At 53.5% G+C, this 12,795-nt stretch carries 13 protein-coding genes; 5 read left to right on the top strand and 8 right to left on the bottom strand.

The features are described 5' to 3' along the window. Positions 1–42: 42 nt before the first annotated feature. Positions 43–1,254, bottom strand: a complete 1,212-nt coding sequence (locus tag ABJV08_RS09195; protein ID WP_348041205.1) for a phosphatidylserine/phosphatidylglycerophosphate/cardiolipin synthase family protein — start codon at positions 1,252–1,254, stop codon at positions 43–45. A gap of 150 nt (positions 1,255–1,404) precedes the next feature. On the opposite strand from ABJV08_RS09195, the gene rpoZ reads away from it, so the two are divergent. Next, positions 1,405–1,752 (top strand): DNA-directed RNA polymerase subunit omega, encoded by a 348-nt coding sequence (gene rpoZ, locus ABJV08_RS09190; RefSeq protein ID WP_348041203.1) that lies wholly within the window; start codon positions 1,405–1,407, stop codon positions 1,750–1,752. Positions 1,753–1,848: 96 nt separating this feature from the next. On the opposite strand, the gene ftsH is transcribed toward rpoZ, so the two are convergent. The 6 genes from ftsH to ABJV08_RS09160 form a co-directional block, all read right to left on the bottom strand. Then, complete coding sequence (gene ftsH / locus ABJV08_RS09185) at positions 1,849–3,801, bottom strand: ATP-dependent zinc metalloprotease FtsH (protein ID WP_348041201.1); 1,953 nt, start codon at positions 3,799–3,801, stop codon at positions 1,849–1,851. A 166-nt stretch (positions 3,802–3,967) separates the two neighbouring features. After that, positions 3,968–4,921 (bottom strand): tRNA lysidine(34) synthetase TilS, encoded by a 954-nt coding sequence (gene tilS / locus ABJV08_RS09180; protein ID WP_348041199.1) that lies wholly within the window; start codon positions 4,919–4,921, stop codon positions 3,968–3,970. Positions 4,922–4,924: 3 nt separating this feature from the next. Continuing rightward, positions 4,925–5,797 carry a hypothetical protein gene (locus ABJV08_RS09175; protein ID WP_348041197.1) on the bottom strand — a complete coding sequence of 291 codons (873 nt, stop codon included), beginning with the start codon at positions 5,795–5,797 and terminating at the stop codon, positions 4,925–4,927. Between the two features lie 132 nt (positions 5,798–5,929). Then, complete coding sequence (locus ABJV08_RS09170; protein WP_348041195.1) at positions 5,930–6,766, bottom strand: RodZ domain-containing protein; 837 nt, start codon at positions 6,764–6,766, stop codon at positions 5,930–5,932. A 172-nt stretch (positions 6,767–6,938) separates the two neighbouring features. Continuing rightward, a complete protein-coding gene (ptsP, locus tag ABJV08_RS09165) occupies positions 6,939–9,221 on the bottom strand; it encodes a phosphoenolpyruvate--protein phosphotransferase (RefSeq protein ID WP_348041193.1) in 2,283 nt (760 codons plus the stop codon). Between the two features lie 112 nt (positions 9,222–9,333). Next, on the bottom strand, positions 9,334–9,486 hold the full coding sequence (locus tag ABJV08_RS09160) for a YdcH family protein (RefSeq protein ID WP_348041192.1): 153 nt from the start codon (positions 9,484–9,486) through the stop codon (positions 9,334–9,336). A 193-nt stretch (positions 9,487–9,679) separates the two neighbouring features. Here ABJV08_RS09160 and ABJV08_RS09155 point away from each other — a divergent pair, with 193 nt between their 5' ends. Both ABJV08_RS09155 and ABJV08_RS09150 read left to right on the top strand, forming a co-directional pair. Continuing rightward, a complete protein-coding gene (locus ABJV08_RS09155; RefSeq protein ID WP_348041191.1) occupies positions 9,680–9,877 on the top strand; it encodes a DUF465 domain-containing protein in 198 nt (65 codons plus the stop codon). Between the two features lie 159 nt (positions 9,878–10,036). Further along, positions 10,037–10,492 (top strand): DUF1465 family protein, encoded by a 456-nt coding sequence (locus ABJV08_RS09150; protein ID WP_348041190.1) that lies wholly within the window; start codon positions 10,037–10,039, stop codon positions 10,490–10,492. Positions 10,493–10,507: 15 nt separating this feature from the next. Here ABJV08_RS09150 and ABJV08_RS09145 read toward each other — a convergent pair whose 3' ends face one another. After that, on the bottom strand, positions 10,508–11,608 hold the full coding sequence (locus ABJV08_RS09145) for an alkene reductase (RefSeq protein WP_348041188.1): 1,101 nt from the start codon (positions 11,606–11,608) through the stop codon (positions 10,508–10,510). A 130-nt stretch (positions 11,609–11,738) separates the two neighbouring features. Between ABJV08_RS09145 and ABJV08_RS09140 the strand changes: the two genes are divergently transcribed. Next, positions 11,739–12,404, top strand: coding sequence for a COQ9 family protein (locus ABJV08_RS09140; protein ID WP_348041186.1), 666 nt, complete (start codon positions 11,739–11,741; stop codon positions 12,402–12,404). A gap of 121 nt (positions 12,405–12,525) precedes the next feature. After that, the gene (locus tag ABJV08_RS09135; RefSeq protein WP_348041184.1) at positions 12,526–12,795 is read left to right on the top strand and encodes a FeoA family protein; all 270 of its coding nucleotides are present in this window, start codon (positions 12,526–12,528) and stop codon (positions 12,793–12,795) included.

Raw genomic sequence — 12,795 nt, 5'->3', positions numbered from 1 at the left:
TGCGCGTTTCTCACAGAGGCTGCTGGTCTTGAGAAAGGCGGCCTATTTCTTGATGCCGAAATTGAGCCGGCGGGCTACGCTATAGTCTAGCGTGTTCACAAAGAAATAGGATATGGTCCAACGCAGACGGTTGAGAATAGACCGTCGGGATTTGTGCAGTTCCAGCGTGATCGTCTCTGCATCCTCGTGCAAAAGAGTGATCACTTCGCGTGCGTGATTGGCGAATGATTCATCTTCGATCCGCAACATCATTTCGACGTTGATAAACAGACTGCGCAGATCAAAATTTGCCGAACCGATATAGACGGCATCATCCACAATCACCAATTTCATGTGGAGTCGCCTGGGCTGAAACTCGAAGAGACTCGCCCGTCGTCGCAACAAATAGCCGTAGAGCAATCTGCTGGCGCCGATCGTCGCGGCATTGTCTGTTTTTCCCGGCAATATGATCCGACTCTTTCCTCCGCGCTTGGACAGGCCGCCAATGCGTCGCAAAAGCCCTTGCCCTGGAGAGAAATAGGCGGTGACCAAGTCCAGCTTCGTGCCTTTTTCAAGGTCTTTCTTGATTGTCCATGCCCAGTGGCTCAGCCGATTGCTTGGTCCGCCCAGCAGCCACCGAAACTGACCTTGCCCAGCGTGCCAGCCACGGATCATCTTTCGCAAAGCGCGAATATTGCCATTGTCCCGATAGACCCAATCCGACAAGAGCTGGAAATAGTTCGCTAGATTTGCGACTTCCGGTCCATTGATTTCTAGTCCGAGATCTTCCCAGCTTTCATCGCCTGAATCGCTATCTTCGTCCGGTTCGTGCAAATCGAAATATTGATCGGCAATGTTAAACCCGCCAATCAAGGCGCGTTGATCATCGGCAATCACCATTTTCTGATGGTTGCGTACGAAATAGCTGGAGGAAAAACGGGGACTGAAAATTTTGAATTTTCCGCCTGCAGCGATCAATGGATCAAAGAATGTGCGTGATGCTCCGTTGGATCCAAAGCTGTCGACCATCATTTCTACGGCTAGGCCACGCTCACAGGCGGCAACCAACTTGCCCAGAATCATCCGTCCCACATTGTCGTCCTCGAACATGTAGAAGAAAAGCTTGAGGCTTGTTCCTGCTCCATCAATCGTTTTTACGAGCGCGGAAAGCCGCTCGTCTGCGCTGTGGACAAGACGCAGCTGATTTCCACCGACATCGAACCATTGAGGTGCATCGGATTGCAATCGCTGGCTTTTCACGGTGGGACTTTTCATGGTTTCGGGGCATAGATTATCCCCGCCAAACCGACAATTCATAAGATTGCTTTGATATGTTGGAATGAGTCCAGATTTGTTGACAAATCGAGCCCTTAGCCTTAGAGGCAGGCCTCATTTTCCAAAAGTTTGCAGAATCAGGAGCGCCTTATGGCTCGCGTTACGGTTGAAGATTGCGTTGATAAAGTCACAAATCGGTTTGATCTGGTATTGTTTGCCTCCCAGCGTGCACGTGAGATTTCAGGCGGTGCCGAGCTGACTGTTGACCGCGACCGCGATAAAAATCCGGTTGTTGCGCTACGCGAAATCGCAGAAGAAACAGTCAAGCCAAAGGATCTTCAGGAAAGCCTGACTCAATCGCTTCAGAAGGTTCTCATCGATGATGATGATACGCCGGATGAAATCGGTTCGATCAGCCAGTCCGCTGAAGCGCTGCGTCTTACCGCCGCTGCGCCACCACGCAGTGCTGGTGTCGCCGGAGACTATGGTCGCCGCTAAATTATATGCTGACCGCAGAGGTTGATTTAGACAAAAGAAAAGGCCGCCGGGATCGTTCCCGAGCGGCCTTTTCTTTTGCCTATGGCTTTTGAGCCGCTAGGCGCCTTGTGGCTTTGGATCGCCAAACGGGCCCTTTTTGTTGCGTCCTGCTTTGGGGATGGATGCGCCCGCCGATGGAACGGCGGTCGGCTTGGCGACTTCCCCGTCCGGGCGATCGAATTTGCCCTTCTCGACCAATTCGTCAATCTCGTCACCGGATAGCGTTTCATATTCGAGCAATGCATTGGCGAGGGCATGGAGTTGCTTCTCATGCTTGGTCAGCACATGTTTTGCCCGATCATAGCTGTCATCAATCAGCTTGCGAATTTCCAGGTCGATTTTCTTCGCGGTTTCGTCCGACATATGGACGCGCTGCGATTGTGAATAGCCGAGGAAGGTTTCGCCTTGCTCTTCTTCATATTGCAACGGCCCCATCAAGTCGGACATGCCCCACTGGGTGACCATGTCCCGCGCGAGTTTGGTTGCATATTGGATGTCGCCGGATGCACCGGATGAGACTTTGTCATAGCCGAAGATGATTTCCTCGGCGACACGCCCGCCCATCGATACCGCCAGATTGGCATGCATCTTGTCACGGTGATAGCTGTAATTGTCACGCTCGGGTAAGCGCATGACCATGCCAAGCGCACGGCCACGGGGAATGATCGTTGCTTTGTGGATGGGATCGGAAGCTGGCTCGTGCACAGATACCAACGCGTGACCGGCTTCGTGATAGGCGGTCATCTTCTTCTCGTCTTCGGTCATCACCATGGACTTGCGTTCGGTGCCCATCATGACCTTGTCTTTGGCATCCTCAAACTCGCTCATCGCTACCATGCGTTTGCCGCGGCGTGCGGCCATCAGTGCAGCCTCGTTGACCAGATTGGCCAAGTCCGCGCCAGAGAAGCCAGGTGTGCCACGAGCGATTGTGCGGGCGTTGACGTCCGGAGCCAGTGGTACTTTTTTCATATGCACGGCGAGAATTTTCTCACGGCCTTCAATGTCAGGACGTGGCACGACAACTTGGCGATCAAAGCGGCCCGGACGAAGCAGGGCTGGATCAAGCACGTCGGGACGGTTGGTCGCCGCGATGATGATGATGCCTTCATTCGCTTCAAAGCCATCCATTTCGACCAGAAGCTGGTTTAGCGTTTGCTCGCGCTCGTCATTGCCATTGCCGAGCCCGGCGCCACGATGGCGTCCGACCGCGTCAATTTCATCGATAAAGACGATGCACGGTGCATTTTTCTTGGCCTGTTCGAACATGTCGCGGACACGGCTGGCGCCGACACCGACAAACATTTCCACAAAATCCGAACCGGAAATTGAGAAGAACGGTACACCCGCTTCGCCAGCAATAGCCCGTGCCAGCAGGGTTTTACCGGTACCAGGCGAACCAACAAGCAGTGCACCTTTGGGAATTTGTCCGCCAAGCTTGGCAAAGCGACCAGGGTTTTTCAGAAATTCGACAATCTCTTCGAGCTCTTCGCGGGCTTCGTCAATGCCAGCAACATCCGCAAACGTAACTTTGCCCTGCTTTTCGGTGAGCAGCTTGGCTTTGGATTTGCCAAATCCCATGGCGCCGGAGCCGCTGCCCTTCTGCATCTGACGCAGAACGAAAAAAGCGATACCGAGAATAAGGAGGAAGGGCAGGGATTGAACCAGAATGATCTGCCAGATGCTGGCTTGTTCTTGCGCCTTGCCACTATATTCAACGCCTTTTTCATCCAGCAGTTTGACGAGAGAAGGATCATTGCCGACGGGGGTGGTTGAGAACATATCGCCGTTGGTCAGTTCGCCAGTGATTTTATCCGGTGCGATAGCAACGCTTTTCACGCTGCCCTCTTCCACCTTGTTGCGGAACGAAGAATAGCTAATCCCTGACGCCGAGTCTGTCGCCGCGCCGGCGCCAAACATCGAAACGGTCAGCAACAGCGCTACGATCACGCCGGCCCAGATGAACATACTCTTCATCCAAGGATTGTCTTTGGGATCCTGTTCGTCATTCATTGCGCATCTTGTCCTGTAATCATTGTTTCAACGGATGACGGGCATCCAGCCGCTATTTTATCTACTGTAAAGATAGGGCTTTTCCTGTGGATGACAATATGAACGCCAATGTTTTTCCCAATCAGTGTGATCGAAACAGCCTGGGCCCATATAAAATGCCAATAACTCAGCTATTTCGCCGCTTTGGAGCGATTTGAAAGACCCAATTTCCGCCACCCTGACACAAGATGTCGCCGAGTGTTACTTTTTCACCTTTTTGCAGAGCGATGATTGTCTGGTCAATTTGGCCGCCGCGCGGCGATAAGGCTGGCTGACAGATATGCAGGCAGCGCAACAGAAGGCGCCGCTGAATTTCGTGCGGAAAGTCCGGTTTGGAGAGCTCACAACCTGTATCTGTGGTTCTTAGATGATCCACAGCAAGTTGCTCCACAATCCATTCAATGGCCTCGCGCGCCGCGCTCAATGCGCTCGCGCTCTGGCTCGCAAGGCTAGTGTCAAATCCCTCCAGGTCTTGAAGCGCGTTGCGCACCCGCACGCGATCATAGCTCTGATCCTGATTGGAGGGATCGTTGACAGCATCAATTTTGTAGGAAACCACGTAAGATTCCAGCTCTGGCTTTTGAATATGGAGCAAGGGGCGGATAATATTGCCGCGCTTCTCACGAATGCCCGACATGCCGTCGATTCCGCTCCCGCGCAAAATGCGCATGATCATGGTTTCCAACTGATCATCGGCATGGTGGGCGGTCGCCAGCCAGTGGATATGTTGATCCTTCATCCAGTCGTTCAGCAATCCGTAGCGCGCCTGTCTTGCGGCGCTTTGGATGCTGCCGCGGATCGGCACAACCGGCCTTAAAATGGCGTGAGATATGTCATGTTCTGCGCACAGCGATGCCACAAATTCTGCTTCTGACCGTGAGGCGGGACGCAGGCCGTGATCGACCGTCGCCGCGGCAATCTTTCCCGGATAGGCACGTTTTGCCAGCAATAGCAGGGCCAAGCTATCAGGCCCGCCAGAGACGGCGAGGCCCAATATCTCGTCATTTGTTTTGAATTCGGGAACCAGCCGATCAAGCGCTTGGACAAAAAGTTGGTCGAGCGAGGTGTTTCCCTTGTCCATCAACTATTTGCAGTTGGCAGCGGCCTTACCCGATCTCACCCGATTGGCCAGACGGCCGGCGGCAACGGCGGGATAGACATCCTGCATCTCTGCCAGCACGCGACAGGCGTCGTCTTTCTTGTTCAATTGGACCAACGCTTTGCTCAGAAAATAGAGGCTGTCAGGCGCGCGTTCGCCCCGTGGGGTTTTCTGGTAATTTTCATATAGCGCGACAGATGCCAGAGCCGGCTTGCCGTCATCAAGATAGGCACGCCCTAGCAAGTTCTGAGCAAAGCTCCCGCGTCTATGGTTAGCATATTTTTCGGATACTTTTTTCAACTGCGTCTGGGCTTCGGGAAAGAATTTTGCGTCCCATAATCTATAGCCATAAATATACGCATCTTCTGCTTCATCCCCGGTCTCAGGCATCACGATCGCGGCGACGCCTTCCACTCGCTCGGGGCTAGGAGCGGCTGTCGGTTGGGTCTTCGCGGCAGCGGTCGGTGCAACGGTTGCGGCAGATGTGCCAGCGCCCGCTGGGTCGGCGGTCGTTGCCTCGGTGGCGGCCAGACGATCCTCAAGCTTCTTCAAACGAAATCCATTTTCCTCAACTTGGCCGGTGAGGCTCGCGAGGCTGGTCTCTAGCGCATCCACCCGAGCGATGAGGTCGGAGACAGCCGAAGTTGTGTTGTTTTTTGTGACCGATGTCGGACCGCTTTTGTCGGCGATCTCGGGTTCGAAGAAACGGGTTGAACCACCAGGGAAAACCTTGCGTTGAACCGCACGCATTTCCTGCTCGAGCCGATCCACCCGCTTGTCTACATTTGCATTTTGCGCCGCTGCCGGTGTGCTGACAAGCAAGCTGGCGAACAAGATTGTGAAACCGAATGTTTTCATCGAAGCCTCCGCTGATTTATTGCCATATTAACCATATACTACGCTGAAAAGTAAAGAAAATTATGCCAGGTAACGGAATGTATCCCGATGCTCGCCACCCCTATCTTATCTTTTGATCGGCTTGGGCGTTCTTCACTCCGCCGATAAATCGGCAGCGGGATTGTCGGCTGCCCCGCGAGAGAGCAAGGCCGCTGCACTGACTCCAACATCTTTGATTGTCCGCTCGGCGGTGCCGAGTTGAGGGACAACCTGGCCATCGATCGTAACGGTGAGCGCATCCGGGCGTCCGGTCAAAATCTGCGGATTGACGGCATCAGAGGGCACTGTGAATGTGTCCCCGGCGGCCATTTCATTTTCGAACAGGCGCTTGCCTTCTTCATCATAGATTTTCATCCAGACTGTCTCGGTCGCCGTCAATATCACCGTGCCGCTGCTTGACGGTGTGGGCGCTCCGTTGTTCGCTGTCTGAGAATTGTTCGTTGATGAAGTGCTCTCTATTTCCGTTGTGGTTTCGTTTTCCGCGATTTGCGTCGGGTCACCCGGATTGAGGATCAATGTGCGCCAAACCAGATAGCCGACCAGAATCAGTGCGCCGACGCCCGCGGCAGTCCAAGCCAGATAACGCGGGGGAATAGAGGATGGGTTGGCTGGAGCATATCCGCTCATTTCGGGCTGATAAGCGCCATGGCCTTGTTCTTCCATTTCCGTGCGCAACTGGGTTCCGATGGAAGCGTCGCTCAGGCCAACGGTTCTTGCAAAGGACTTAGCAAAACCAATAGCATAGGTCCGCCCGGGCAAAGCTTCATAGTCACCGCTTTCGATGGAAGCGAGATGACGCTGAGGAATTCGGGTTTTTTTAGCGATCTCTTCCAGTGACAGATTTTTCTGTTCACGGGCGCGACGCAAGAGGTCTCCGGTGCTGTCCAGATTCGGTTCGACGGTTTCGTCGTCTTTGGTTTCTTCGGCCACGCAATACTCCTTTGGCCGGATCATTTGCGACCCTTTTCGCACTCCCCGGATTATGCACCGAAAAAAGCCACTATAGCTGGCAAAAGTCAATGACAATCATAGCAAACGTACGCCATTTTACGAATTCCCGCAAATCGATGAAAATTATGCAGCGGGATGATCATCAAAGTGACTAATCTAGGTCGATGCCATGCTGATTGGCCCATTGCTCCAGACGTGTCCTTGGATCGGCGGGGGCTTCCTTTAAAATCGCTTCAATTTCCGTTTCTACTTGGCTGAGATCTAGCGAACGGACCATGGCCTTAATGGGGCCAACCGATGCAGGAGTGATAGACAAATTGCGAATGCCCAAGCCCAACAGCGCCAAAGCATCCAGAGGTCTGCCGCCCATTTCGCCGCAAACACCAAGCGGAATATCAAACCGTCCGGCATTGTCGGACGCACGGCGCAAAAATCTTAATATGGCAGGGCTCATCCAGTCAAAGCGCTCGGCTAGTCTTGGGTTGCTGCGATCTGCGGCAAAAAGAAACTGCGTCAGGTCATTGGTTCCGATCGACAGAAAATCGAGCCGTTCAGCCATCAAATCAAGACATTCTGCCAATGCGGGAACCTCGAGCATCGCGCCATATCGGATTTGCGACGGCAGTCTTTTCTTCTGGCTGTGCAAATAGGCGCGTTGGCTTTCAAATACCGCCTTGGCTGCATCAAATTCCCAGGGTTCTGCGATCATCGGGAACATGACATTCAGCTTTCGTCCGGCCGCCGCCTCTATCAAGGCGCGTGCCTGCACTTTCATCAGCGCATCCCGTTCCAGACCTATGCGAATAGCCCGCCAACCCATTGCCGGATTGTCTTCCTTGGACTCACTGGCTTGAAAATAGGGGAGCGGCTTGTCCCCGCCGATATCAACCGTGCGGAATATGACCGGCTTGTCCCCCGCAGCATCCAGAACATCGCGGTAGAAACGGGTTTGACCAGCCCGGCCCGGCATAGTCGCGGCAACCAGAAACTGAAATTCGGTTCGGAACAGCCCGATGCCATCGGCACCGGTCAGGTTGAGCAGAGCCAGATCGTCTCGCAACCCTGCGTTGATATTCACCGTGATCCGAACGCCATCTTTCGTCATGGCTTCCTTGTCCCGCAATTCGGAATAAGCGGCGCGCTTTTTCTGGCTGAGTTCCAGCTGTGCTTCGAAAGCATCCTCAACGGAAGCTCCAGGCCTTACAAAGACAACATTTTCATCCACATTGAGCAAGAGATGGTCATCTTCCCGGACGACTTGCCGAATATTTTTCACCTGCCCGAGGATAGGGATCCCCATTGCCCGGGCAATGATCGTCACATGGGCGGTTAGAGACCCTTCTTCGAGAATGACGCCCTTCAACTTGCGGCGGTCATATTCGAGCAACTCTGCCGGGCCCAGATTGCGGGCAATCAGGATCGTGTCTTGCCGCAAACCCGTCTTGGCCGCGGTGCCCATTTGTCCGGAAACAATGCGCAACAGGCGGTTGGCCAGATCTTCCAAATCATGCATGCGCTCGGCCAATAAGGGATCGTCAATTTGCCGCATGCGCATGCGGGTGTGCTGCTGCACTCTTTCGATTGCCGCTTCCGCCGTGAGCCCGCTGTCGATGGCTTCATTAATGCGCCGGCTCCAGCCTTCGTCATAGGCAAACATCTTATAGGTCTCGAGCACTTCCTCATGCTCGCCTCCGACACCAAATTCAGCCTGGCTGGTCATCTGGTCGATCTGGTCGCGCATCTTGTCGAATGCCGAATAGACTCGATGTCGTTCTGCTTCGGTATCTTCCGCGACCGTATGTTCGATTTTTACCCGCGGTTGGTGGAATACAGCATGGCCACTGGCCTTGCCTTTGACCAACTGCAGGCCGCTCAGGCGGTCGGCGCTGTCGTCGAATGCGGAGGCTTCGTCAGCGAAATTGTCATCGACAAAATCGGCGCTGCTGATCAGTTCCGAGAGAACCATCGCTGCTGTTTCAAACGATTCGATTTCAACTTCCGAATAGCGCCGCGGTTCGACATGCTGGGCACATAATACGCCGATGGCCAGCTGGTTGCGGATGATCGGTACGCCGGCAAAGCTATGGAATTTTTCTTCGCCGGTTTCTGGTCGATATTGAAAATCAGGGTGGGTTGCGGCTTCGTCAAGGTTCAATGTTTCGACATTTTTTGCAATAAAGCCGGTCAACCCTTCGCCCATAGCCAGCTTGGTGACGTGAACGGCTTCTGCGTTGAGCCCGCGTGTTGCGAATAGCTCGAGGACACCATCCCGACGCAAATAGATGGAACAAACCTCGCTGCTCACTGCTTCCGCGATCGTATCAACGACCTGATTCAATTTTATCTGGGCGTTGCCGCGCGACGCCATGATGGACCGCAGGCCAGTTAGAATATTACGGGCCGTCTTTGTACTCGAGGGATCTGTTGTGGACATGATTATTGCCTAGCAGAAAGGCTAAGTCAGTGCGATGTTGAAAAATAAATCTTCTGCCAAAGCAGAATTTACTATTGTCCGGTTGGCTTGAACGGTCCGCGACAGACCGCTGTTAATCCATCAATTCTTCTTTCAGTCGAAGCTTCTCTTTCTTGAGACTATGGATTCGAATCGTGTCGGGACGTGGCCGGGTTTCTTCTTCGATAATCTTGCGTTCCAGCGCTTCATGTTTGTTGCGCAATGCTGACATGTGATTCTGAATCATTAAAGTCTCCTCAAAAATAATAAGATTGAAGTTGAAAGAGGATCAAAGCTTCCTTTCCTGCTGTGATAGCCAAAACCATCTTGGCTATGCGGCTTCATGACTGAATTGTCTTGGTTTCGACATGAACCATGAATAGGGAGAAGATTGCAAAATTGTTGTAGCGACGCAAGGGGGATATTGATCCAGAATGGGGATGAGCGATGAAGAGTTGCAGACGCGGCTCGAACTGCTGAAAATTGAGCATCGCGACCTCGACGAAGCCATTGGTGCGTTGATCGAAGCCGGTAATCCAGATCAATTGCGGATAGCGCGACTCAAGAAAAGAAAATTGCAATTGCGCGACCGCATCATCTTGATTGAAAATCAGCTCATTCCCGACATTATCGCTTGAAGTGCAAGCCGCTCTGCGGGTTAGACATTCGTTAACCAAAGCTATCCACCGGTTAACCCCAGCCCCCCTTGCGTGTCAGTTTGAAACATCCGCGCCAAGCAAATCCGTCAGCCCAAATTTAGCTGTCAAAGGGGCCAAATATTTTGCTACGAAGTGATCATGCCCGATCAAGATTCTCTTTTGACTCAGAAATTATTGGACGCACTTTATACCGAAGCGATGGTGCTTGCGGACGAAGCGCGATCCTATATCGAGTCCGGTCGATTCAATGAGGATTCCGATCACGACAATGTCCTCGCCGTTTCCTTTTCTTGTGAATCGTTGAAAGTCACCACCAGATTGATGCATTGCATCGCCTGGTTGCTGAACCAGAAAGCCTTGCACAGCGGAGAATTGACCGAAGGCGAGGCTTGGAACCGTGATCGCGAACTTGGCTATGCACCCGCAACCGATCAGCCGATGGTGGACTGCTTCCCAGAAGAAGCCCGACAGGTTGTCATGGCGAGCGAGGAACTGTTCCAGCGTCTGCAACGCCTGCAAGCACGCCTGCAACAGGAAATCGAGGCCGAGTCCGCGGTCCAAGATATGTTCCGCCGCTTACAAAGCGCTTTCTAGCCGAACGGGTGTCGTTCAGGCAGTCTCTGCCTTTTTTTCTTCCATTGTCGGATAGTCGATATATCCCTCGGGTCCCTGGCTATACCAAGTGGGGGTAAAGTCGATTGGGTTGAGTTCAGCGCCCGCCCGAAACCGTTCCGGGAGATCGGGATTGGTCATGAACGTCCGGCCGAAGCTTATCGCGTCTGCTTTGTTTTCGGCTAGTGCAGCGGTTGCATTTTCCTGAAAATAGTCACTGTTGAGAACCAGTGGGCCCTTGAACACCGGCCTGATATTAGGGCTCACCCGCGGCACATCGGTATTGCCATAAGTGCCGTGAGCAGGCGGCTCGCGCAGTTCAAGAAAGGCGATGCCGATCTTGTCGAGCAGTTTTGCTGCTGAGGTGAAGGTTTCGATGGGTGTTGCATCGTCGGCACCTTGGGAATCTCCATTGGGTGACAGGCGGACGGAAACCCGGTCGCTGCCCAATATGTCCACGAGACGCTGCGTTACTTCACCCAGCAAGCGGATGCGGTTTTCAATCGATCCACCATATTCATCGGTCCGCAAATTGGTGCCGGACCGGATGAACTGATCGATAAGATAGCCATTGGCAGCATGCAATTGCACACCGTCAAAGCCGGCCTTCAGAGCATTTTCTGCTGCATTTTGATAATCGTCCAACAGGCCAGGAATTTCAGAAACCTCTAGTGGACGGGCCTCGGCATAGTCTTTCTTGCCCAGATAGGTTCGGACGCTGCCCGGCGCGGTTGTGGCTGAGGCGGAGACTGGTTTTTCGCCATCCAGGAAATCGGGATGGACGATGCGACCCATATGCCAGAGCTGGCAGATGATCCGGCCACCTGCCTGGTGGACCTGTTCAACAACCGGTTTCCATGCTTCGGTTTGTGCGTCGTTCCAAATGCCCGGCGCAAAGGGTGTACCCAGGCCTTGCTGGCTGATCCCGGTGGCTTCGGAAATGATCACGCCTGCGCCGGCGCGCTGGCTATAATATTCACCCATCATCGGCGTGGGCACATAATCCATTGTTGAACGGCAGCGAGTGAGGGGGGCCATGAACACGCGGTTGGGGGCTTCGATAGCGCCAACGGTGATCGGATCGAACAATGTGGTCATGATAATATTTCCTGAAACAAGAGGCATGAAAAGTTAATCACACAGTTAAGAGGCGAGGCCTTCAAATGCAATGGTTTGAAACCCAGCAGTTTCTGTCTATATTGATAGCTCTAATTTCAAAGGAACACTCATGCCTGCATCGCTTCCCGAAGATCCGACCCTGGACGAAGTGCGTGTTTTTCTGGCGCCGCAATTGGCTGCGCAGGCTGCTTTTGACGGCTGGAATGAAACGGCTGTGCACGCTGCGGCAGAGTTGAACGGTGTCGATACTGATCTTGCCAGGCTAGCGTTTAACGCCGGCCCGGTCGATATGATTGATGCCTGGTTTCAGGCGGTTGATGCTAAGATGGCGGCGAAATATAGCGCCGATGAGCTGGCTGCGATGAAGGTGCGGCAACGGATAAAATTGCTGGTCGAGGCGCGGTTGGAAGCTGTTGAGCAGGATCGAGAAGGCTTGCGGCGCGCCGTGGCGATTCTGGCGGCACCGCCCCATTTGCGCAAAGCCGCCAAATTGGGCTGGCGTACCGCCGACACAATCTGGCGTCTCGCCGGCGACACGGCAACTGATTATAACCACTATACCAAACGGACGTTATTGGCGGGCCTCTATGGCAGCACGATCAGCGTATTTCTGGATGACGAAAGCGAAGCGTTCACAGAAACCCGAGCGTTTCTCGATCGCCGGATCGAGAATGTCATGCAGTTTGAAAAGATCAAAGCCAAGGTCACCAGCGGTGGCGGTGACCGGTTTAGCATGGCGCGCTTCATTGGACGGTTGCGCTATCGGGGAGCGTGACGAAGCGGCATTGATCCACTTTTGATGCCGCTGCAGGAAACTGTGCAAAAGTGAACAAAAGACTCGCCAAGCGCAAGTAGTATTGATAATCAATCGCAACTAGAAAGGCCGCGTTGCGATTATGCAAACACCCACAACTGTTGACCAACTGTCGCTGAAGCAGAGTGCTGAAATTGTGGCGATCGACTGGACTGCCATTTCCGAAACCGAAGGACGCCGGCTAAGGGCCCTTGGTATTGACGAGGGTGTCGCAGTTGAAAAATTGCACAAGGGCATGTTCGGGCTCAATGATCCTATCGCGCTCAGGGTTGGACGGATGATGATTGCTGTTCGCAAAGCCCATGCGCAGGCGATATCGGTTCAGCCGGTTGCGGCGACAATAGCCGCCTGA

This window comes from Parasphingorhabdus sp. (assembly GCF_039982395.1).
Taxonomy (GTDB): domain Bacteria; phylum Pseudomonadota; class Alphaproteobacteria; order Sphingomonadales; family Sphingomonadaceae; genus Parasphingorhabdus.
This window is presented reverse-complemented; position numbering and strand designations above follow the sequence as displayed.